Here is a 23,352-nt window from a genome sequence, read left to right as displayed (position 1 = left end):
ATCATAAGGGTCAATTTAACGCAGCGCAGTCACTAGAAATCGTCTTACACACTTTGAAGTAATACTTTTGGGAAAAATTAATTAGCCAACCTTTCTCCTCGTCAGTAAACTTGCAATTGTTTTGACTAACTCCTCTGGTTCTAAGGGTTTAGCAAGATGCTGTTGAAATCCGGCAGCTAGGGCTTGCTGATGATTTAGTTCTCCTGCATAGGCAGTGAGCGCGATTGCCGGACTTTGCTGTGCAGGTCGCAGTTCTCTAATTTTTTGCAGCAGCATATACCCATCCATTTCCGGCATCCCAATATCACTGACAATCACATCGGGTTTGCTGTGGAAAAAGACTGCCAGTGCCTCGATCGCACTGCTAGCAACAGTCACGTTCGCGCCTGCTTGTTCCAGAATAAAGACGGCTAACTCTCGTGCATCCGGTTCATCATCCACGACTAAAACGCAAATATCTTCTAAGGGATGAGGCAACAGGGAAAGTGAATCTAGGTCAGCCCCCGTCTTGATACTTTTGCCTGCGTCCTGGATGAGTGGCAGTCTTACGGTGAAGGTTGCGCCCTGATCTTCTCCAGGACTCTCTACGCCGAGGGTTCCGCCGTGTAGTTCGACGAGGTGACGCACGATTGCAAGTCCGAGTCCCAAGCCACCAAACTGACGGGTGATCGATGAATCTGCCTGCCGAAAATATTCAAACACATGGGGCAGAAAATTTGGGTCAATACCTCGACCAGTATCGGTCACTTGAATTTGGGCATAGCGTTGTCGGCTTTGGCTTCTAGAGGAGGGTTGAGTTGAATTTTCTACTGGGGATCTAGAAAGTTCAACGACTTCTAACCGGACAGCTACCGTTCCACCGCTCGGTGTGAATTTTACAGCATTGGTGAGTAGGTTCCAGACAATTTGCTGAAGCCGCGCCGCATCGCCTAAAACTTGCCCAAGTTCTGGAGCAAAACTCGTCTGAAGCTGAATCGATTTCGCCTCTGCCGCTAACCGCACCGTTTCCAGGGCGGCTTCAATCGTCGATCGCAGATCAACCGGAGTCATGTTCAAGCTGAGTTTGCCTTGCAGAACTCGGGAAACATCGAGTAAATCTTCAATCAGTTGGGTTTGCAGTTTGGCATTGCGTTCGATCGTTTCTAGCGCATGAGCCGTTTTTGCTGCATCTAACTTGCCGCTAAGAAGTATCTTCGTCCACCCCAGAATCGGATTGAGCGGGGTTCGCAACTCGTGGGACAACACGGCAAGAAATTCATCCTTGACTCGATTGGCGGCTTCTGCTGCACTTCTAGCCGTGCGTTCTGCTTCATAGAGATGAGCATTTTCAATCGCGATCGCAATTCGATGGCTAATGTCTTCTGCTAACGCCAGATCCGCTTCCCCATAACGGCGCTCGGATTCTGCGGTGACAAAAGCAATTGCGCCTAGAATTTGTCCTCGTGCCACCAGTGGCGAGAGAATGCAGGACTTGAGACCCAGTTCGTGCAGGAGTTGCAAATGTTGCTCATTCTGCACGGCAGCAGCGAGGGCTGCATCGGAAATTTCAGCCACGAGTTCTGACATTCCTGTTCGCAGTACCTTGGGCACTCCTTGGGCTGCATCCATTGCCACGGGAAACTGTCGATGAATTTGCCACCCCAATTCCACTTTTGCCGGATTACGATGAGCCACAGCGATGCGGTGAATAGATTGATTTTGCACGAGGTCGATTGAACACCAATCAGCAAAAAATGGCACGACAAGGTTCGCCACCTGGGTTAGTGTGTGCTCGCAATCTAAAGAAGACGCTAGAACCGTGCTGACTTCCGAGAGAAACGCGGCTCTTCGCTGGTCTGCTTCGGCTTCAAGTCGTGCCGTTTGCTCTTGAACCTGCTGCCGTAACAATTCAGCGCGTTCGGCTTCGTTCTGTTTGCGCTCGGTAATATCCTTGTTAATGCCAATAAAGAAAAGAGGATTTCCGGCTTTGTTGTACACCGTTCTAGCAGTAGTTTCGATCGCCACCTCTGAACCATCTTTGCGCTGACAGGGAACTTCCCCGAAAAATCCTCCCGTTTCGTCCATGATCCGAATCATTTCTGCCAACTTTGTCGGTTGGATATTCGGGTGATGCAGGAAATTGACGGGTCGCCCGATCGCTTCTGCTGCCGTATAGCCAAAAATTTGCTCCGCATTCCCCAACCACCGTTGAATTTTGCCTTCTAAATCAGTCATCAGAATGGCATCTGGCATTTGTTGTAATGCAACATCCGAGATCAGTAGCTCCGCTTCGGCTTGTTTACGCTCGGTGATGTCATGCATGACTACGACCGCTCCCTGGCTCTGTCCCTGGCGATCGACAATTGCCTGTCCACTGGCTAGCAGAGTTCGCGGAGTGCCCTGTTTCGGGGCAATCACCATTTCAACATTCTGTACGGTTTCTCCCTGCAACGCCCGAAACAATGGAATCTCGTCTTGTGTCAGTAACGTTTTACCATCGGGCTGATATAAGTCGTAGCATTCTGCCCACTGACCCGGTGGCAACGGTTGTTCTGGCAACCCATGAAATTCTCGTGCTGCCTGATTAAACAGGGTCAAAATTCCTTCGGCATTGCACGCAACAATCCCTGCCTGCACAGTGTCTAGTAGTATGCTGAGTACTTCTTGCTCTTTTTCCAGCAGAGTTTGGGCTTGCTGTCGTTCTGTAATTTCTAATTGAAGTTGATCATTGGCTTGAGATAGCTCGATCGTTCGCTGTGCAATCAGATTTTCTAAATCTTGCTGTGTCTGTTGCCGCGCTGCTTCGGTCTGCTGCCGCTCTAGTTCGGTCGTAATTCGGAGGACAAAGATAGCTAGGAGCGATTCCGCAAGCTGGACATCCGCTAGAGGTTTCGTATCCATCACGCCGAGTAATCCGAGCGGTGTCCCTGTGGCATCAAAAAATGGAATCGCAACATAGCTTTCTATACTCAAAGGCTCCAAAAGTGGCGCATTGGGAAACCGCTCTTGAACACGATTTGGATAGCAACACAGTTCTCGTTTTTGCAGGACTTCACGGCAGGGAGTGTCTCGCAGCCAATAGTCAAAGTTATCAATGATTTGCCCTTTAGCACAGACCGCGATCGTCTGAATGCTCTCTTGTTCCTTGCCGCTGACTAACCCAATGTAGGTATAGTCAACCCCTAGCGTTTTTGTGAGATGTTGCACCAGCGCTGTAAAAAAATCACTGCCGACTCTTGCAGACACGCCTTGGGTAACTTCCAGTAATGCAGCATCAATTTGCTTCACTTTGCGGGCGGCTAACCGAAGCTCTAGTTCATCGATCACCATTGCGGCAAGATCAATCAGTGTTGTTTCCTGTTGATCGGTGAGTGCCTCACGAGGTTGGGAATCGAGCAAGCAAAGTGTTCCCAAATTAAAGCCGTCATGGGTGATTAACGGCGCACCCGCATAGAATCGTACACCCGATTCACTTTGGACAAAGGGATTGCAGCCGAGGCGATCGTCTTGCCGCGTGTCAGGAATGACCAGAATTTTGTCAGACAACAGCGCTAAACTGCAAATCGTTGAATCGCGATCGACTTGCTGGAGGTGGAATCCATAGGCAGACTTAAACCAGCCTCGCGATTCATCAATCAACGACACCAGCGCGATCGGGACATCGAATAACCGGGCTGCTAGTGAGGTGATGCGATCGAAGGCAGTTTCGGGGGGGGTGTCCAGAATATCGTAGCGCCGCAGTGCTTCTAAACGTTCTGCTTCATTCAGGGAAACCGCAGGGGTAAGGTCAGTTGCTGTCGCGGCAGGAGTAAGAGCTTCAGTCATGGGAATCGATCCAGGGAAAAATTTGAAAGTGAGCGGAGAAGATACGTTGCCTGACTAAGTTGGCTTGAGGGGGTCAGGCTGTTTACCCACAAGGGATGCGATCGCATTCACTAATTGCTCTGGCTCGATCGGTTTGGTAAGATGCTGCTGAAATCCGGCAGCCAGGGCTTGCTGATGATCCAGTTCCCCCGCATAGGCAGTGAGCGCGATCGCTGGAAGCTGTTTCTCGCTGATCCGAAGGTGATAACGAATCTGCTGCATTAACTCATAGCCATCTATTTGAGGCATCCCAATATCACTGAGTAGGATATCTGGTTGGGACTGGGACAAGATCCTTAACGCTGCGGCTGCGGAATCTACGGCGGTCACGATCGCCTGCTCCAGCTCCAGCAAAAATGCTACATAATTCCGTGAATCGGGATCATCATCCACTACTAAAATCTGTAAACCCGTGAGCGATTGAGCAGGCGAGAGCGTTGTGGAATGATGGTCTATCCATTTTCTCATGGCTCTATCGCCCCATTCCCTCCGTAGCGGCAACTGAATCGTGAAGGTGGCTCCTTGTCCCATTCCGGCGTTCTCTGCCCAGATTGTCCCTCCATGCAGTTCAACAATCCGTTTGACGATCGCGAGTCCCAATCCCAGACCGCCAAACCGTCGGGTCGTAGCTCCATCTTCCTGACGGAAATACTCAAACACCTGCGGCAGAAAGTCTGGCGAAATCCCAATGCCAGTGTCACGGACGACAATTTGGGCATATTGGGTCATGGGTGCTGGGTCATGGGTGTTGGGTGAATCATCGCTGACCCACAACGGTTGTGTCGCGTTTTCGTTAGCGTTATCCGCATCAACCCATGACAATCCGACCTCCACGCGCCCTCCTGTGGGTGTGAATTTAATCGCATTGGAGAGCAGATTCCACATCACCTGTTGCAATCGAGCCGCATCGCCTGAAATCGGTTGCACATCTGGGTCAAGAGAGGTTTGGATCGCGATCGCTTTAGCGTCAGCCGCGAGTTGTACAGTCTCTATTGCAGCAGCAATGATAGATTGCAGTGGCACGGGAGTTACATTCAGCGACAACTTGCCTTGCATGATTCGAGAGATATCCAGCAAGTCTTCAATCAGTTGCACCTGCAATCTAGCATTGTGTTCGATCGTCGCCAGGGCTTGGCTGACTTTCTCTGGTGTAAACTGATGCGTTTGCAACATCTTTGTCCAACCCAAAATCGGATTGAGGGGAGTACGGAGTTCGTGGGAAATGGCAGCGAGGAATTCATCTTTCATGCGGCTGACGAGTTCTGCTTGTTCCCGTGCGGCTTGTTCGCGGCGCAAAAGCTGTTCTCGTTGCTGTTCAATCTGTTTACGAGCCGTAATGTCGGTCGTAGAGCCAACGACCCGAACGACTTGACCTTGGCGATCGCGGATGAGATAGCCCCGATCCCAGACATTGACCCAATGCCCCGCTCGATGACGAATCCGATACTCCACATCATAGTGATTGCTCTGCCCGGATACGATCGCTGCCCAGTGCTGCTCGACTTGGTGGTAATCCTCTGGATGCATTTTCTCTCCCCACCAAGCCGAGTTCTGGGGAACCGCTTCAGGAGGGAAACCGATCAACTCATACACGCCTTCAGAACGATAAACTTCCCCAGTTTGCACATTCCAGTCATACACCATGCCCGCAACCGCACGTGCCGCCAGTCGAAATCGCTCTTCGCTTTGACGCAGCAACTCTTCTGCCTGTACCTGCTCAGTGATATCCATCACCAAGGAGAGAACCGAGGCCACTTGCCCAGTCGCATCCGTGAGCGTGGAGTTATACCAGACGCAGTGAAGGATGGAGCCGTCTTTGGTGTAGTTGCGGTTCTGGGAAATAATTTGAGGTTCAGTGCCAGATAGGATGCGTTGGGAAACTTCCGTGATGATTGGAGTATCGTCCTCATACACCAGGTTCAGATCACTGATATAGGTGCCCAACACTTCCTCTGCCTTCCAACCAAACATTTGAGACACAGCACCCGACCACCGTCGAACAATCAGATTCGCATCCCATTCGATCACCGCCATTGGGGTGTTCTCCACATGGGAGTTCAGTCGTTTTAGCGCTTCCTGCAAAGAATTTTCTGTTTGCTTGAGTTCGCTCAAATCTAGATAGAAACAAACGATCAGTTCCTGTTCGGTATGCGGTTCATCGATCAGCGCTCCACCGATCAAAATTGGGACGCGATGTCCATCTTTGTGGAAGTATTCCTTTTCAAACGGGGTACTCACTCTGTGCTGGCGGAGTTCCTCCCCTGCTTGCAAATCAAGGTGTAAGTATTCTGGTGGTGTGAGATTAATCCAGAGAATTTGACCTGCTTCCAGTTCTTCTCGGCTGTATCCAATCAGGTTGAGCAGGGCATCGTTGGCATACAGCATTTTGCCGCTGAAGTCCCCGATCGCTACGCCAAACATGCTGATTTCTACCAATCGTCGGAATATGGCTTCGCGACGCTGGAGGTCTTCCTGAGAACACTTGAAGTCATGAATATCCACAGCAACGCCGAACCAGTGATGAATTCTGCCACTGCTGTCCTGAACTGGCGAACTGCGGCTCAGGAACCAACGGTACTCTCCATCGGCTCTGCGGAGGCGATACTCCATCTCGAACGGTTGTCCCTGCTGGGTCGATCGCTGCCAGCCCTGGTGAACGAGGTCTCGATCGTCCGGGTGAAGCGCAACTGTCCAACCCCATCCTTCTGCACTGCCAAGCGGTAGTCCGGTGTAGTCATAGAACCACTGATTGGCAGAACTGCACTCGCCCTTTGGCAAATTGATCCACAGTATCGCTGGGACTCCCTGACTGAGAAAACGATCGCACATTTCAATCTCGGACAGAGGCGCGAAGGTTGTGACCACCGCCCAAGGAACTGTGTTGTTTTGCTGAAAGAGCGGTTGGGCGTTGATCTTCAGCCAGACCAAATCCCCATTCGGTTGATAAACTCCCATGACTTCGCCAGTCACGGGTTGTCCCGTTCGGAGTGCCACCATTGGGGGATGACTATCTCCCGGAAAAGGAGAGCCATCGGTACGGATCGTCTGCCAAGGGCAATCGATGTAGTGGCAACCCTGCATTTGAGCCAGGGTAAATCCCAAAAATTTTTCCGCTACTGTGTTACAGGCTTGAATGCTTCCGTCTGCAAGTTGTAACACCATCCCAACCCGATCATCTCCAGAAACGAGCGCTGATGATCCAGTTTCAGTCGCTTGCCCATTGTGCTGCTCGGAGAAATCGTGACCGGATGTCTGGTTGTTAAGCATTTTTAGAACTCAATGTTAGGGAATGAACTAGGGAAGATTTAGCGACAAGAGCTGTTATCGCAGGCGATCGAGTAAGTTGACAATCGCTTCGATTAATTTGTCTGGCTCAATCGGTTTGGCAAGGTGTTGTTGGAATCCAGCACTCAACGCCTGTTGCTGGTCAAGTTCTCCGGCATAGGCAGTGAGTGCGATCGCTACGCAGTTGCGCTTTGCGCTAATCGCTGGAATCCTTCCTCCAGGTTGGGCGGACGGCAATTCCCGTTGTGAAGCCTCGAAAAGTCGTACTTGGCGCATCAGCATATAGCCATCGATCTCCGGCATCCCAATATCGCTGATTAACACATCTGGTTGCCATTGCGCCAGAATCGTTAGGGCTTCCGTTGCTGAGGCTACCACCTTGACCTGTGCCCCTTGTGCTTCTAGAATCGTCAGCATCAAGTCGCGCGTATCGGCTTCGTCATCGACCACCAGAATGTTCACGTTGTGTAAGTCAGCCGTTGAAGTTGTCGGGAACCGTTCTAGGTCAGTTGCTGAGGGGAAAGATTGTAATGGCAAGCGAACTGTAAATGTTGCTCCTTGTCCTTCCCCGGCACTTTCCGCGCGAACTGTTCCACCGTGCTGTTCGGTCAAATGCTGCACGAGCGCGAGTCCTAATCCCAGTCCGCCAAATTTGCGGGTCGTGGCTCCATCTTCCTGACGGAAATAGTCAAACACATAGGGTAAAAAGTCAGGGCTGATGCCTTTGCCTGTGTCCTGAACCTGGATCTGAGCAAACCTGTCACAGTGATCGAGGCGCACTTCGACCCGTCCGCCTTGTGGCGTAAACTTGACGGCATTGGTGAGCAAATTCCAAACAATTTGTTGGAGCCGAGCCGCATCTCCTGAAACCACGCTCTCATTATCGTTTAGGGCTGTATGAATCTCAATGTTTTTCGCTTCTGCGGCTAGATGAACGGTTTCGATCGCTGCCTCGATCGTCGTTGCCAAATTCACGGAACTGATGTTCAGCACCATCTTGCCCTGCAAAATCCGCGAGACATCGAGCAAATCTTCAATCAATTGGGCTTGCAGTTTGGCATTCCGTTCGATCGTGGCGAGTGCCTGAGCCGCTCTTTCTGGGCTAAATTTCTGGCTTTGCATCAGTTTCGTCCACCCTAGAATCGGATTGAGCGGCGATCGCAGTTCGTGGGACAACACCGCTAAAAATTCATCTTTGATGCGGTTCGCTCGTTCGGCTTCTTCACGAGCCGTTTGTTCTGCCACCAAACTACGAGCCAATTCAGCTTGGGCGTGTCGTTGCTGAGTCACATCGCGCAGGGTGACGATCGCGAGGATCACCTGCCCTTGCTTATCCCGAACCGGCGTGCCGCCATAGTTGCCAATAAAGGTTCTACCAATGTCGCGACGATGAGCTTGGATCTCACAATTGGAGAACGTTTCACCCTGCAAAGCTCTGGCGATGGGCCATTGCTCCATCGGGACGAAACTCCCCTGCAAATCATGCACCTCAATCGTCTCAGGGAACTTGTGTAAGTGTCGCTGGACTTGCTCAAGCGAATCGTATCCATGTATCGCCAGCGCGGCTGGATTAAATGTGAGAATGTTGCCCTGCGGGTCAGCAACCACTAAGCCCTCCGCCATGTGGTTAATCACCGCTTCGAGTTGCCCTAAGCTCGTCTCCAATCGGTGCAGCAATTGTTCACGTTCGGCTTCAGCTTGCTTACGATCGCTGATGTCCCCGATAACCCCAATCAAACGAAGGGGCGTACCGTCGGGTGCTAAATCGAATTGTCCACTAAACTCAGCCCAGCACCACTGACCCTTATCGTGCCGACGAATGCGGCAAACTCCCTGAAAGGAGCTGTTCTGCATCATGCTTTCTGCTAACTTCAGTTCAAACGCCTCTCGGTCTTCGGGATGAATGACGTTGTTGATAAACTCGACTTTGTTCAGTGTGCCTTCCGCCAAAGTGCGCCCGAAAATTTCGTACATCCGGGCGTTTTCCCAAACGGCATAATCGGTCTGGATGTTCCATTCAAATACGCCTAGGTTCGCCGCGCTTGTTGCCAAGTCGAGGCGTTGTTCTCGTTCGCGTAATGCGGCTTCTGCTTGCTGACGTTCTGCTTCGTTGCGCTTGAATTCACCTCGATCCAGCACGAAGCCAATCACGGTCTGCTCGTCCCGCGTCACCGAACCCAGAAGCATGGGCACTCGCGCACCATCTTTACGAATGTATTCTGTTTCAAACGGAGTGCAAACGTCAGTCGTGCAGCGTTCTTGCTGGGCATGGCTACATTGGTTCCACTCGGATCGCTGAGTTGCTTCCTGATACTCTGGGGGGACTATCTCGTTCCAACGAATTCGCCCAGACAGCAAATCCTCCCGTGTGTAACCTAACATTTGCAGAAAAGTATCGTTTGCTTCGGTAATCGAGCCGTTCCGATCTGCCTGAAAAATGCCGATGATATTAGCCTCTGACAGATGAGCAAATTGGGCTTCGCTGTCACGCCAAGCCTTCAGGTTTGCATCGGCGCGTTTCTTGGCACTCCGTTGAGCTTCATTCAAAGAACTGATCAAGATTGCCGCGATCGCAAACACACTCAACTGGAACACGGCTCTTAGGTTAGCTAAATCGAGCGAATAGAGTGGTTCAAGGAAAAAATAGTTTAGAGCGACCGTAGACAACAGCGTTGCGAACAAGCCCGCCCCGAATCCTCCTAACCAAGAACTGATCATCACTGCAACAAAAAACAAGGCAGCCGGAGTGCCTCGCAGCAGGGGATCGAGTAGCAGCGTGATACTCAGGGCAGCAGCGACCGCCAGCAGTGCAATACTGTAGCGCCAGACCGAAGCCTGGATTTCCAGATCGAACTGGGCTGGAAAAAACCGCTGTAGTTTTGCAGTGATTGTCCTAGTGACCATCGTTTTTCTCCTTAGCCCGACTTGATTTCATGCGGTGAGCATTTGCAGCATTTACTGACGCAATCACCCTGACTAGTTCCTCTGGCTCGACTGGTTTTGCCAGATGGTGTTGAAACCCGGCTGCAATTGCCTGTTGCTGATTCATTTCTCCCGCGTAGGCAGTCAACGCGATCGCGGGAATCTTTCCGCCTTGCTCTGCGGGTAAGGCTCTGATCTGCTGGAGCAACATATAGCCATCCATGTCTGGCATTCCAATATCGCTCAACAGAAGATCAGGTTTGGATTGAGTGAAAACTGCCAACCCTTCAAAGCCAGAAGCAACCGCTAACACTTGTGCCCCAGCCTGCTCTAAGAGAAAGGCAATCAATTCGCGAGTATCCGTCTCATCCTCGACTACTAAAACCCTAATCCCATCTAAACCCAGGGTTAGATCAGGCTCTAAACTCTCTGTGTCTGTCTCTGCTTGGGTTGGCATCAGCGGTAGCCGAACGATAAAGGTTGCTCCCCGTCCTTCTCCCTCGCTCTCTGCTCGAATCGTACCGCCGTGCAGTTCCACTAAGTGACGGACGATTGCGAGTCCTAATCCCAGTCCGCCAAACTTGCGAGTTGTTGCACCGTCCTCCTGGCGAAAGTAGTCAAACACATAGGGCAGGAAATCTGGAGCAATGCCCTTGCCCGTGTCTCGGATGATCATCTGAGCTTGATCGCCAAGGTTCTCTAGCCGGATATTGACTCGTCCCTCAGTCGGTGTGAATTTGACCGCGTTGGAGAGCAAATTCCAAACCACTTGCTGAAGGCGGGCGGAACCCCCTAGAATTTTTCTAACTGAAGTATCAAGCTCTGTCTGAATCTGAATTGACTTCGCCTCAGCCGCCAACCGCACCGTTTCCATTGCGGCTCGAATCGTCGCAGCTAAATCGACGGGAACCATGTTCAGGCTCAGTTTACCTTGCAGAATCCGCGAAACATCGAATAGATCTTCAATCAGTTCAGCCTGCAATTTCGCATTGCGTTCGATCGTGGTTAAGGCTTCCAGCGTCCTAGCCTGATTCAGTTTGCCGCTTTGCAGCAGTTTTGACCAGCCCAAAATCGGATTCAGCGGCGTTCGCAACTCGTGAGACAGCACCGCTAAAAATTCATCTTTAATGCGGTTGGCAGCTTGGGCTTCTGCTCGTGCGGCTTGTTCCCGTCGTAGCAGGTGTTCGCGCTCGGCTTCAGCCTGTTTGCGCTCGGTAATATCTAGCGCAATCCCAGTCATCCGGATCGGCTGATGATCTGCATCATAGAAGGTTTGACCGATCGCTGTGATCCAGCGTGCGCCGTGGATGGGGTGGTGAACGCGAAACTCGACATTGAGATCGCTCTGGTGTTCTAGAGACTCACGGGCAATGCGATCGGCGCGATCGCGGTCTTGTTCCACAATCGAGTCCAACCAATTGTCGTAGGAGGGCTGAGTTGTTGCCGGATCAAGTCCATAGAGTTGATAATATTCTGCTGACCAAGTGACCTGATTCGTCACAATATCCCAATTCCATACACCCGCTTTGGCTGCCTGTTGAGCAATCCGCAATCGCTCCTCGCTTTGGTGTAAGGCGGACTCGGCTCGTTTACGATCAGTGATATCCGTCGTAAACCCACACAGGACTTTACCCGGAAAGCCGACATCTTCAGCAGGGAGTTTAATCGAGAGAAAGGTGTGACGACCATCAGGGAGATCCAGCGATTCCTCTAGTTGCACCAGCTTGTTTTCCGCTAATATCCGGCGATCGTTCTCTAAAATCTCCTCCAAGTTTGGGTCGGAAAAAATTTCTCGATCGCGCTTTCCCACAATTTCTTCGACTGAGCGACCTGCCAATTGAGCAAAATGACGGTTGACCATCAAGAGTCGTCCTTCCTGGTCTTTGATATAAATAACCCCTGGTGTATTGTCCAAAACGCTCTGAAGCAACCGTTCGGTGCGATGCTGTTCCGTAATATCCTGTAAACTTGCGATCGCGCCGACTAGTGTTTGATTGTCCACAATCGGTACAGCGTTAATTAAAACAGCAACCTCAGAGCCATCTGCTCGTTGAATGAGAAGTGCCCTGTTCTTCACTGCTTTGCCTGTCCTTAACACTTCAGCGATCGGTGTGTCAGCATAACAAACCGATTGACCATTGAAGTTCAATAAGTTGAAGGCGTGATGAAATGCCTCATCGGTCGCCTTTGCGTTAGGAACTTGCCCCCATACTTCGATGGCAGCCTGATTGAAGGATTGAATTTGCCCCCTACGATCGCAGACGTAGGTTGCCACGGGAACAAGATCGAGCAGACGTAAATCATTGATGACCATCGGGTTAAGGGAAAGCAGTTTATTCATAGAGGGTGACGGACTTCACTCAACTGAAATCATAAATTCCTACTTTCCTTCCAGCCAACTGGCTTAATCTCATTGGATTGGAGGTTATCTCGGTTTCTATTAGTACTGGGGTATATGGGTGAGTTTTCCTCTAGAAAATACGGTTTCAGTAGCGCGATGCCAGGGTGATCGATTTGTCGTACCAATTCTGCGATCAGCTTCAACGCCATCGGTAAAGGTGTAGTGTGCCCATTCTCTCAGTGATTAACGGTTTTGAACGAAACCCCTAGCCGAGCTGCAAAACTCTCCTGAGATAGGTTGAGTCGCTGTCGCAGGTCACGGATTAACGTTGCAGTATTTGATAATTTCGTGATTGGCATTGTCTTTTTCTTCTCCTTTAGGAGGAAGAATAGGGCACAAGGGATACTGAGGAACCCGACTAGAGGCAGATTTTGCAATTCGGGATGATGGCAAACTATTCCTCAGGTGGGAGGTATGAAAATAGACACGAGGGACATACTCTATAGCGGGCTGCCTAAGTTGCGAATCATGCCTCATGTCTTACTGGTTGATGATGAAGCCCCTCTGCGGGATAGCCTGAGTTACGCTTTGCAGAAAGAGGGCTATGAAGTCACAACCGCAGCGGACGTTGCTGCTGCATTGAAACTATTTCACAAGCAAGTGCCGGATGTGATCTTGCTGGATCTGATGCTACCGGAGGTAGGCGGCATGGAGGTGTGTTGGCGCATCCGAGCCTTTTCCGATGTTCCCATTGTGATGCTGACCGCAAAAGATCAAGACATCGACAAAGTGTGGGGACTCGAAGCAGGAGCCGATGACTACATCACGAAGCCATTAGAGTTGTTGGGGAATAAGTTGTAGAGTTGTGAGATTCCTGCTTTTTGCCATCAGATTAAGCAGCCATCAAGTAAAAGTTCCAGAGCCCAGCAGCAGTCAGCATTAAACGGTCATCAAAATCTTTTATACGATTGCGATAGATTGCGCTCACCGCACCATAACGCTTGATGCCTGCAAACGCATTCTCACAGAGAACTCGCGATTGGCTCAAACTGCGATTTTCTTGTTTCTGCTCATCGCTTAACTCACCCCCTCTCGGTTTCTTGTGCGGAATGCGAATGTTCGTGTACTCGGACTGCAAGCCTTGAAACCCCAAATCGACTTCAATGGGAATCTCATCTGGGATATGAAACGCAATCTCTTCTTGGGCTTCAAAGCGCTTGTCGTGGAGCTTTCCTTCGCAGGCTTTGCTCAACACCAACACTCGTTTGGTTTGGTCTACTGCCGCTAGGTGCTTGCGGGTATGACGACGCTTTTTGCCGGAGTAGTTTTGCGTCTGCTGTTCTGCATCTTGAGGGCGTTGAATCGGACGCTCAGTTCCATCAATCATCACCCGTTCCACGCCTGGAAACATCTCCATGAAAGCGTCAATGCTGCGTAACTTGCGTTCGGGTAACACTAACTCATGCCCCAATGCAGTTTCGAGAATCGGTTGCAGTTCATGCATCCATTCATGCGTCTGAGAACGGTCAAGGTCAAACAAAATCCCGGCTAAATCAAAGGTCGGGTAGCATTTAAAGTAGAACAAAATGTAAAACAGCTTCGCTTCTGTGCTGTTCAACCTGGCTTTGCGCCCACCGCCCTTTGCTCGTTTTCGGACTGGCTTTGCCGCACTGCGGCTTGCCTCATACGCTTGCTCAAAACTCGGCAGCAGGGCATCAAAAGCTTTACGATTCAGTCCAGTCAAAGCTCGAAGCAAGCGATCTTGGTTTAGGGCGCGTTCAAGGTTCAACATCAGATGCAATTCACAGGATTTCTGTCTATTATCCTCTATTTCCCAACAACTCTATTTAACACGCGAGAATTGTTGGCACGCATTCGAGCGGTTTTGCGGCGACGCTCGGCGGGAGAAGGATCACCAACTGTGGATTAGGGGCAATGTGGTTGAAACGATGCGGTTCAATCAAGTGGAATTCGTTACACACAAAGCTGTTACTCACTTACTAGCTGCTCACGGTGCTGGGAACGTCGCTGATGGCAGGGTTTCTGTTGCGATCGCTCTCCGCGTACTTTATGCAGATGCGACAAACGGATTTAGAAAATTGGACGACCGCCATTAGTGAAAGTGTTGCAGATGAGTTAGAGCAAGAAAACGTTCAGCGGGTGCAGCAGTTGATGGAACGTCATGGTAAACCCGAAACAGTAACCGTGCGTGTTTTGAGTCCAAAAGGCTAGCTACTGGCATCCTCTGCCTATGAAGACTACCGCATCACAAACTGGCTAGCAGTTCCAGGTGTGCGAGAAGCTTTACAAAATCAGCAGATGGTGCAGGGAACCGCAAAAGGGGTATTAGCGAACGACGATCGCTTGTATGTTGCCCACCCGATTCGGCGAAATGGACAGCTTTTGGGCGTGTTGCGGATGTCGGTGACACTAGAGCAATTTCAGCGGCAATTTTCGTTTTTATGGTGGATGGTCATTGGAACTCTGTTGCTAACGATGCTGCTGTGTGCGGTGATCAGCGATCGTTTAGCGAGGAGTTTTTCCATCCCGATTCAAACGATGCGAAATTTTGCGATTCGCTTGGGTAGCGGTCAGTTTGGTGATAAACTCAGCATTCGTCAAAGTAATGAATTGGATGAACTCGCGATCGAACTCAATCGCATGAGTGAACGGTTAGCCTCACTCGATCAAGAGCGTCGGACGTTTCTCGCCAATGTCTCGCACGAACTGCGTACCCCAATTAAATATCCAAGTGACCGTAGAAGCCCTGCAAAATGGAGCCGTGGAAGAACCGCACTTGCGCGATCGCTTTTTTGAGTCGATTGAAGATGAAACACGACGATTAGCCCGATTGATTCATGATTTACTCGATTTGGGACGATTAGAAGCCGGAGCAACCTTGTTAGAGCAGCAGCAGATTGATCTCCAGCAACTCATCAACCGTGCCGTTCGAGCGCTCGAAACGCGAATGCAAGCTCGTCAAATGTCCCTGCATCTCAATGTTGCAAAGGTTTCACTCGTTGGCGATCCAGAACGACTTTTACAAGCCTTATTAAACATTCTGGACAACGCCATCAAGCATTCCAAAGAAAATTCTCAGGTTTCTATTACTGGCGCACGAGACGGTCAACAAGTCGTGATTACGATTCAGGATCAAGGACCGGGGATTGAGCCAACTGCATTACCTCGAATTTTTGAGCAGTTTTATACGGGTGATCCGTCCCGTAAAGGCAATAGTACGGGCTTGGGACTCGCGATCGCACAGCGCATCATTCAAGCACATGGAGGTACGATCACAGCAAGCAGTTCAATTGGACAGGGTGCGAAATTCACGATTTACTTACCACTGCACCCATTAGAGCGTTCCACCAATTGAGCAATGATCCTGACGAGTTCTTGAGCATTAATCGGCTTTGAGAGGTGCTTATGGAAGCCAGCATTGAGCGCTTGGCGTTGGTCTTCGGGTCGAGCATAGGCAGTCAAGGCAATCGCCGGAATGTCTCGCCCTCTAGAGGCGCGAATGTGCCGAATCGAGTCATAACCGTCCTCTCCAGGCATGGCTATATCGCTCACAATTACATCGGGTTGGGTATGTTCTAGAGCGGCGATCTCTGCTTCAGCAGAGCACATCGCAATAACGATCGCTCCCGCCTCTTCGAGAACTTTCTGAACCATCTCACGGTTGTCTGTATGATCTTCGACCACGAGAATTTGAAGCTGTTCGAGAGAGGGGATTTCCTCCACTGTAGTCGCTGCCATTACGTTGGGTGCCGAATCAGCGATCGTTTCTGGATGCCAATTGGAAATCGGTAGATGCACTCTAAAGGTTGTTCCTTGATTGCATCCTTGGCTGTGCGCCTCGATTTTGCCATTGTGCAGTTCAACTAACTGACGCACGATTGCGAGTCCCAATCCCAGTCCGCCGTGGGCACGAGTTGAAGAACTATCGGCTTGCCGGAAGTGATCAAAAATGTGGGGTAGAAATGTGGGGTCAATGCCAATTCCCGTATCGCGGATTTGTAGTTCAATCCGGCTATTCGCGGGCATCACTTGCAATTCGACCTGTCCGCCTTCTGGAGTGAACTTGATCGAATTCGTGAGCAAATTCCAGATAATCTGGCGCAATCGTACCGGATCTGCTTCAATTTTCCCAATCGTGGGATCAAGGTGCATCGAGAGCTGAATCGATTTAGCATCAGCTTGGGGACGGACGGACTCCACCGTTGCATCAAGGAATGAAGCGAGATCGATCGGATGAATCGAGAGTTCAACTTTGCCGCGCATCAATCTAGAGACATCAAGAATATCTTCGATCAGTTGCGCTTGTGCTTGGGCATTCCGATTGATTGTTTCTAATGCTCGTCGGGTCGTCGCTGGATCAAACTCACGATCGAGCAAGAGTTGGGACCAGCCGAGAATCGAGTTGAGCGGTGTTCGGAGTTCGTGAGAGACGATCGCGAGAAATTCATCTTTCAGACGGTTCGCATTTTCCGCTTGTTGACGAGCCGCTTGAGCGCGGATGATTTCGGCAGTTTTAGCAATTAATTGGGCCGCTTGCTGTTGGACTTCGAGATTTTTCTTAAATAGACCTCTTGCGAAATAAAAGCGAAGTTTGAACAGCATCATAACGAACTGGATAACTTGAGATTTAAGCAGCAATCAAGTAAAAGTTCCACAAACCTGCTGCAGTCAACATTAAACGATCATCAAAATCGGCGACATGATTGCGGTAAACGTGGCTCACGGCATTGTATCGCTTTATTCCCGCAAAAGCGTGTTCACATTTGACCCGATGCTGACTCAACTCCCGATTTTCCTGTTTCTGTTGCTCAGTCAACGCCTGCTTTTTTGGCTTCTTGTGCCCGATTTTGATGTTGTCGTACTGATTCTGTAGCCCTTGAAACCCCAAATCTACAGCAATGGCGACTTCAGTGGGAATGGTATGAAGTGTCAACTACCGGAACTTGTCCACTTTTGGTGAATTAGATGTCAAAATGGAATAACAGCTTTTTCCATTTGAATGTGGAACTTTTCAACGAACTATTACCTAATCGAGAACATCTACAGCTTCAAGACTACCAGGTAGATCGCGACCAGCACGTTATTACTATTTTCGTCTGTTCAACACAATCTAGTAATCCTTGCCCATTATGTGAACAGCGAGCCAAGCAAGTTCATAGTCGCTATCGTCTGATACTGGCTGATCTGGCATGGGCAGACTACCGCATTGGAATTGAAATAACGGTGCGAAAGTTCTTTTGTCGGAATTCTCGCTGTGAGCGGCGAATTTTTACTGAGCGTCTTCCCGATGTTATGGAACCCTGGGCAAGACGAACGCAGCGTTTAGCCGAACAGTTGTATGAGATTGCGCTGGGTTTAGGGGGTGCAGCAGGCACAAAATTGAGTAAAAAGATACATTGTGGTGTGAGCCGAAATACCTTGCTGAGATTGCTGTTCAGACAGCCACTGCCTGCTTACGAAGTTCCCAAAACTTTAGGAGTGGATGATTTTGCTTTTTGTAAGCGCTTGAGTTACGGAACGATTTTAGTGGATTTAGACGCACGAAAGCCGATTGCGCTACTCAAAGGGCGGGATGCGAGCCTGCTTGCAGAATGGCTGAGACAGCAGCCTGGAGTTGAAGTCCTGTCCCGTGACCGTTCCCCGGTGTACAAAAGCGGGATGAGTCAAGGTGCGCCGAATGCGATTCAAGTTGCAGACCGCTTTCACCTGATTCATAACTTGGCTGAGGTGTTAGAGCAAGTTTTTAGGAGCCACAACAGTGACTTGCGACACATTACGTCTACTCATACAGATCATCAGAATCGTGAGGAGCTTGAACGAAGCCGCAATCAAGGAGAATCTATTGAGACTGTCGAACCCTTATCCACAGTGTTAGAGCGCTTGGATGTACCCATGAAGACATACTATCAACGTCGTCGCGCGTTACATCATGTGGTTTGGCAACTTTTTGAGCAAGGATGGTCAACTGAAGCGATTGCTCGATATACCGAGATGAGTATCCGAACCGTACAGCGCGACCTCAATAAACCGAAACACGTTGAGCATCAACATCGGGCTGATTATGGTCAGAACCTAGCAAGTCCTTATCGAGACTATATACTGCAACGCTGTACACTGGGTCATCGATGCGTCGGGCTGTTGGCGGAACTTCAAGCTCAAGGGTACAAAGGCAGTGACCGAACGTTGAGACGGTACTTGAAGTGGTGAGCAAGCGAAGAACCCAGCAAAGAACCAACAGCACTATCTTTACCTGCTTTGCCATTAATGAATGCCCCACCGCCAACTGCTTGGCATCCACCTTTGAGTGCGAATCGAGCCACTTGGTTAGTTTTACGCAAAACTGAGCCTGAAACTCTAAGAGAACAGCAATTGCTTAATGCTTTACAGTCCTCTCCTCAGTTTGCTCTGGCCATTGATTTAGCTCAATCGTTTGCTCGATTAGTTCGAGAGCAACAACCGGAGCACTTTGAGGCATGGCTAGACCAGGCATTACACAGCCAAATTGCTGCTTTTGTCAACTTTGCCAATGGTTTGAAGGAGGACTTTGCTGCAGTTCAAGCCGCAATGAAGCTTAGTGCGAGCAATGGTCAAGTAGAAGGGCAAATCAATCGATTAAAGCTTCTGAAGCGGCAAATGTATGGTCGGGCTGGAATCGAACTGCTGAGGCGACGGTTTCTAGTAGCAAATTGAGCTATCTGGTAAGCCTATCATAAGAAGTTGCTACGAACCTTCAAGTAGACTGACAACAATCAGATACCACAGTGTCTAGCTCGCTTGCTTCACCAAAAGTGGACAAGTTCCGGTAGTTGACGCGGCATAGACGACGGCGCTCGGTGCTTCCATTCCTAAATTAATGCCGATGATGCAACGAGAATGTGTATCCACGATCGTCGTTAGCCACGGTCGTCCTAACACTTCTCCCATTTGATCCACAACCAATAAGTCCGCCCGCGTGTGGTCACATTGCCACACTTGATTACTTTCTTTGACTTCGACTTCTAAGCCTTCACGGGTTTTCAGGAGCAAGGTTTCGCCACTCCAGCCAATGGAACGGGAGCGCGATCGCTCCTCTTGTCGATCCATCTCACTTTGCAGAACGCGATACACACTCGCTCGGCTCGATGGATGACTATCGCCGATTTCTAATGCCCGTGCTGCCACTCGAACGGCAACTTGGGCACGGCTCATTCTGCGTCCACCCCGATTCCCAGCCCGATACGTTTCCAGAATGTAATCGCTCCAATCTTCGTCGAGTCGCCGCTCTCCCCGATCCGATCGCTCTTGTCGCACAACGCCATCGACTCCTTTGGTTTGCCACGCTTTCATCAAAAGCTGCACGTTTCGCACCGTCATGTTCAATTGCTGGGCAACCTCTTGCTGAAGCGCGAGATAAGTTGGGCGATCCGGCGCATTTGCCAACCGCTGCATCGATTTGACGCGCTCTTGCTCAGCGAGCGTCAACGACCGCGATCGCACTTTGACGCCTGCGTTGTCTGGAACGGGTACTGGCTCAGCTTCCTCGATCGTCATGCCCTACTGCTGCGAAATTTAATCTGAGATTCGACGCTGTTACTCTACACCCGTCCAAGGTCGCTTCTGTTCTCGCTTTACACAATTTCTCCGTTCGTAACTTTCCGCAAAAAACGTAATTTAATCTGAGACAACCTATTCCAGAAATTTACGAAAAATAATTAATTCGGTAAACCCCCAGCTCGGCTGGGGGACTCCCAGAGTTTGACAGTTCCAGGAATCTAAGAAAGAGTCTCAAAGACACGAACACAGTGATTCGTGCAAGGAGACTCAAAATGAAAGATATCGGAAGTTTAAGTCATACGAAGTGGGAGTGCAAATATCATGTGGTATTCATCCCCAAGTATCGAAAAAAAGCGTTGTACTACGAGCTACGGCAGCATTTAGGCGAATTGTTCCGAGAGTTGGCAGCGCAGAAGGAATGTCGGATTGAGGAAGGACATTTGATGAGCGATCATGTGCATATGCTGATCTCAATTCCACCGAAGTACTCGGTGTCGCAAGTGATGGGATACATCAAAGGCAAAAGTGCGATTAGCATTGCGAGAACGTATCAGGGGCGGCGGAAGAACTTTACGGGACAACACTTTTGGGCAAGAGGATACTATGTCTCGACGGTGGGACGTGATGAGGCATTAGTGCGCCAGTACATCCGGGATCAAGAAAAAGAAGATCAGCGGGTGGATCAATTGAATTTCTTCAACGAGTAGCCCGAATGCCTCCTTCAGGAGGTGCTGAACTGCCGCTTTGAGCGGCGCACATACGTTAAAGCCTTCGGCTCTGCCGGAGGTTTATTACTCCGGTTTCATCTATCACCACGCTTACCGAGCATTCTTCACCAGATGCAGGTATCTCACAGCAACTATTCACACCGTCTCATCTTCGTGATTTTCAAAAGCCGCTTACGGATGCTCGTTTGCTGCAATCTGAATCGTTGCAGGATCAGATTGAGCGCAACCCTGTAGAAATCGCACAACAGGATTCAGACCCATCATCAGAAGAGGAAGAAATTATTGGAGTCGAAAAGCTTCAGAAGCCAACCTCAACTCCGGTCTATACGATAGACTCCGATGAAATTCGGCGTGAGAGTGCGGATAGTTTAGCCGAAATTTTGCGGAGGTTGCCCGGATTTGCGGTCAATGATGCTGGCTTTGGAGCCGATATTCACACTGGAACTTTCTATCGAGGAGCTTCAATCAATCAGTCTGTATTCCTGCTTAACGGAAGACCGATCGGCACCAATGTGAATATTTATCATGGTGGCACTGATTTAAGCTCAATTCCCACAGGTGCGATCGAGCGAGTCGAACTCACGAGCGGAACGGCTGCCACGCTTTATGGATCTGAAGCGATCGGGGGTGTTGTTAATGTCGTTACCAAGAAAGGAACTGGCATTCCTCAGTTTAATGGCTTTGCTCAGTTGGGATCATTTAGCACCTCGAACTATCGCGGCAGCTACTCAGGGGCACTCGGAGCGGTCAACTATCTATTTAGCTATCAACGATTTAAGGCAGATAACGATTACTTTGTTCCGGTTGGAGCCGCAAATCGAGGTCCGGATGGACGATTGTTTAATGGCGATTCGACTCAAGATAATTACTACGGTAACTTGAGCTTTGACCTCAACGATCGCAACTCACTCAGTTTAGATGTTTCGACTGTGACCAGTCGGCGCGGCTTGTTGTATTTTGGATTTCCCTTACAGCGCGATCGTTTAGATCACGATACCGTGAATGTCGGTTTGACTTGGAAAGCAGCGCTAGGTCGTGGAGACGATTCAACGCTCAATACAACTCTGTCGTTTAATCAAGACTATTTCAGCACTTACGGACCCACACAAACCACATTCTTTCGCCGAGGGATCGTAAATTCTCGCGGCTTCAATGCCAGAGTCGAACATAACTGGCAAACCAGCAAAACGAACAATTTGCGATGGGGCGTTGACTTACAAAATTCGCTGCTCAATGGAGAAGCCTTTAGTACGCTGCCGCAACTAGCCCAATTTAACGGTGGGTTCGACCGCGATCGCTTTCAAACTGCTTTGTTTGCCTTAAATACCTGGCAAATTACCAACAGTTTCCAAGCCGAATTTGGTTTGCGTCAAAACTTTACGAGTGAATTTGGCAGTTATCTCAATCCTAGTGTTGGAACACGATGGGCAGTCTCTCCTAATCTTGCACTGCGAGGTAGTTGGGTATCTGTGCATCGTAATCCGGGCTTGGATCAACTGTATGCGTTTGATACGGTTCACAATTGGTTGCCCAATCCTAATCTCAAGCCTGAAACCGGATCGTCTTGGACGGCTGGGATCGATGTACAACTGTCTCAGAGCTTTGCAGCACAGTTCACTTACTTTGGTAGTCGGTTGAACGATCGCATTGCCGTTCAGTCGGGGCAATGGGCGAATATTGGATTAGTCAACACGAACGGCATTGAGGCAGCATTGCGCTGGCAGATTGCGCCACAGTGGTCTACGTTTGTCAACTACACTTACACCGATGCCAGGATTGGTAGTGGTGTAGAACAAGGATTGCAGTTGAGTACGATTCCGTTTTCAGTGGCACGCTTTGGAATTGGTTATGCCTCAAACGGCTGGGAAGTCAATTTATTTGCCAATTACTTCAGTGGCGCACGACGCGCTTTATTTACGCTTGCGAGCGATAGTTCTCGTGATTTTTCACCCGCCTGGATCAGTTTTGATCTAGGCTTGCGGATTCCCATTGCTCGTGGATTAGGTCTCAGCGTGTTTCTCGAAAATCTTGCCGATCATAGCTATGAAAAAGTGAACCGGATCTATCAACCTGGTTTGACTTATCGAATTGGTCTAGTTTCAGATTTTTAGGCATTGCCGGATTAATTGGTTTTCGTAAGTGTCAAGCTTCTGAATTCCTTTAGCTCTCAACCTTGGAGCTGATTTATAAGGAGAATCTAAACGTAGACGACGATTCGCTTAATGCTGAAACGAATGACCGCTTAACTTCTTGCTTATGAATTCTGTAAGGCTTTTACTTGCTTATAGTGATCGGGAATGTACGATTGCCCAACGTCCATTTCCTCGCTATCGTGGATTGTATGTATCAAGGTTTAGATACTACCCGCTCGATGCGTTTGATGATGGTTTTCCTGATTCAGTTTGCTTCACCAACAGTGGGACTGAGAAAGTTACAGGATTGTCAGTCAAAGTGGGAGAGCGCGTTTTTCAGCTTGAGAACAAAAACGGACTGTTTCTGATCTCTTCGGAAATAGCAAACATCTAAGTACAGGACAAAAATTGTAGAGTATCGTAACTACTCAGGTTAAAAGATCGTAAGGAATTGTAGGCAAGTACGCAAATAACAGTAAGGTTCAAACTATTCAAAGTTGTCGTGAGGGCATCCTCTTGAGCGACCCTACTCCTAAAAATCTGGCAA

18 protein-coding genes are annotated in these 23,352 nt (G+C 49.6%); 9 read left to right on the top strand and 9 right to left on the bottom strand.

Going from position 1 to position 23,352, the window contains the following annotated elements:
• Nucleotides 1-81 precede the first annotated feature (81 nt).
• From ACQ4M5_RS21675 to ACQ4M5_RS21655, 5 genes are all read right to left on the bottom strand, one after another.
• A complete protein-coding gene (locus ACQ4M5_RS21675; protein ID WP_017291668.1) occupies nt 82-3,804 on the bottom strand; it encodes a GAF domain-containing protein in 3,723 nt (1,240 codons plus the stop codon).
• A 54-nt stretch (nt 3,805-3,858) separates the two neighbouring features.
• Nucleotides 3,859-7,110: a PAS domain S-box protein gene (locus ACQ4M5_RS21670; RefSeq protein ID WP_430677755.1), complete on the bottom strand. Its 3,252-nt coding sequence runs from the start codon at nt 7,108-7,110 to the stop codon at nt 3,859-3,861.
• A 54-nt stretch (nt 7,111-7,164) separates the two neighbouring features.
• Nucleotides 7,165-10,032: a hybrid sensor histidine kinase/response regulator gene (locus ACQ4M5_RS21665; RefSeq protein WP_017291670.1), complete on the bottom strand. Its 2,868-nt coding sequence runs from the start codon at nt 10,030-10,032 to the stop codon at nt 7,165-7,167.
• On the bottom strand, nt 10,022-12,364 hold the full coding sequence (locus tag ACQ4M5_RS21660) for a PAS domain S-box protein (protein WP_430677754.1): 2,343 nt from the start codon (nt 12,362-12,364) through the stop codon (nt 10,022-10,024). Before ACQ4M5_RS21660 ends, ACQ4M5_RS21665 begins: the two co-directional genes overlap by 11 nt.
• Nucleotides 12,365-12,627: 263 nt before the next feature.
• Entirely contained in the window at nt 12,628-12,750 is a 123-nt protein-coding gene (locus ACQ4M5_RS21655) for a helix-turn-helix domain-containing protein (protein WP_199323936.1), read from the bottom strand.
• Between the two features lie 169 nt (nt 12,751-12,919).
• On the opposite strand from ACQ4M5_RS21655, the gene ACQ4M5_RS21650 reads away from it, so the two are divergent.
• Nucleotides 12,920-13,252, top strand: a complete 333-nt coding sequence (locus tag ACQ4M5_RS21650) for a response regulator (RefSeq protein ID WP_017291675.1) — start codon at nt 12,920-12,922, stop codon at nt 13,250-13,252.
• Nucleotides 13,253-13,283: 31 nt separating this feature from the next.
• Here ACQ4M5_RS21650 and ACQ4M5_RS21645 read toward each other — a convergent pair whose 3' ends face one another.
• On the bottom strand, nt 13,284-14,183 hold the full coding sequence (locus ACQ4M5_RS21645) for a transposase family protein (RefSeq protein ID WP_017291676.1): 900 nt from the start codon (nt 14,181-14,183) through the stop codon (nt 13,284-13,286).
• A 221-nt stretch (nt 14,184-14,404) separates the two neighbouring features.
• Between ACQ4M5_RS21645 and ACQ4M5_RS21640 the strand changes: the two genes are divergently transcribed.
• From ACQ4M5_RS21640 to ACQ4M5_RS21630, 3 genes are read left to right on the top strand one after another with little or no spacing between them, the layout of a single operon-like run.
• The gene (locus tag ACQ4M5_RS21640) at nt 14,405-14,623 is read left to right on the top strand and encodes a hypothetical protein (RefSeq protein ID WP_199326397.1); all 219 of its coding nucleotides are present in this window, start codon (nt 14,405-14,407) and stop codon (nt 14,621-14,623) included.
• Nucleotides 14,624-14,683: 60 nt separating this feature from the next.
• Complete coding sequence (locus tag ACQ4M5_RS21635) at nt 14,684-15,208, top strand: hypothetical protein (RefSeq protein ID WP_199323937.1); 525 nt, start codon at nt 14,684-14,686, stop codon at nt 15,206-15,208.
• Nucleotides 15,144-15,767, top strand: coding sequence for a sensor histidine kinase (locus tag ACQ4M5_RS21630; protein ID WP_199323938.1), 624 nt, complete (start codon nt 15,144-15,146; stop codon nt 15,765-15,767). Before ACQ4M5_RS21635 ends, ACQ4M5_RS21630 begins: the two co-directional genes overlap by 65 nt.
• Here ACQ4M5_RS21630 and ACQ4M5_RS21625 read toward each other — a convergent pair.
• Together ACQ4M5_RS21625 and ACQ4M5_RS21620 are read right to left on the bottom strand one after the other, a co-directional pair.
• Entirely contained in the window at nt 15,728-17,017 is a 1,290-nt protein-coding gene (locus tag ACQ4M5_RS21625; protein WP_017291677.1) for a hybrid sensor histidine kinase/response regulator, read from the bottom strand. The genes ACQ4M5_RS21630 and ACQ4M5_RS21625 overlap by 40 nt on opposite strands.
• A 22-nt stretch (nt 17,018-17,039) precedes the next feature.
• Nucleotides 17,040-17,345, bottom strand: a complete 306-nt coding sequence (locus ACQ4M5_RS21620) for a transposase family protein (protein WP_017291678.1) — start codon at nt 17,343-17,345, stop codon at nt 17,040-17,042.
• A gap of 32 nt (nt 17,346-17,377) precedes the next feature.
• On the opposite strand from ACQ4M5_RS21620, the gene ACQ4M5_RS21615 reads away from it, so the two are divergent.
• The gene (locus ACQ4M5_RS21615; RefSeq protein WP_017291679.1) at nt 17,378-18,619 is read left to right on the top strand and encodes an ISL3 family transposase; all 1,242 of its coding nucleotides are present in this window, start codon (nt 17,378-17,380) and stop codon (nt 18,617-18,619) included.
• A gap of 57 nt (nt 18,620-18,676) precedes the next feature.
• Nucleotides 18,677-19,102, top strand: a complete 426-nt coding sequence (locus ACQ4M5_RS21610; RefSeq protein ID WP_017291680.1) for an ISL3 family transposase — start codon at nt 18,677-18,679, stop codon at nt 19,100-19,102.
• A gap of 75 nt (nt 19,103-19,177) precedes the next feature.
• Here the strand turns inward: ACQ4M5_RS21610 and ACQ4M5_RS21605 are convergent, their stop codons facing one another.
• Nucleotides 19,178-19,942 (bottom strand): DDE-type integrase/transposase/recombinase, encoded by a 765-nt coding sequence (locus ACQ4M5_RS21605; RefSeq protein ID WP_017291681.1) that lies wholly within the window; start codon nt 19,940-19,942, stop codon nt 19,178-19,180.
• 275 nt (nt 19,943-20,217) lie between these two features.
• On the opposite strand from ACQ4M5_RS21605, the gene tnpA reads away from it, so the two are divergent.
• The 3 genes from tnpA to ACQ4M5_RS21590 all read left to right on the top strand — a co-directional run bounded on the left by tnpA (nt 20,218) and on the right by ACQ4M5_RS21590 (nt 23,199).
• Nucleotides 20,218-20,652, top strand: a complete 435-nt coding sequence (gene tnpA, locus ACQ4M5_RS21600; protein WP_017291682.1) for an IS200/IS605 family transposase — start codon at nt 20,218-20,220, stop codon at nt 20,650-20,652.
• A 206-nt stretch (nt 20,653-20,858) separates the two neighbouring features.
• Complete coding sequence (locus tag ACQ4M5_RS21595; RefSeq protein WP_017291683.1) at nt 20,859-22,784, top strand: TonB-dependent receptor plug domain-containing protein; 1,926 nt, start codon at nt 20,859-20,861, stop codon at nt 22,782-22,784.
• Between the two features lie 145 nt (nt 22,785-22,929).
• Entirely contained in the window at nt 22,930-23,199 is a 270-nt protein-coding gene (locus tag ACQ4M5_RS21590; RefSeq protein WP_017291684.1) for a hypothetical protein, read from the top strand.
• The last annotated feature ends 153 nt before the right edge of the window (nt 23,200-23,352 follow it).

Origin of the sequence: Leptolyngbya sp. AN10 (genome assembly GCF_050565645.1) — a bacterium.
In the GTDB taxonomy this organism is placed as follows: domain Bacteria; phylum Cyanobacteriota; class Cyanobacteriia; order Leptolyngbyales; family Leptolyngbyaceae; genus Leptolyngbya.
Note: the sequence above shows the minus strand (reverse complement) of the source record. Positions and strands in the feature narration are given on the sequence as shown.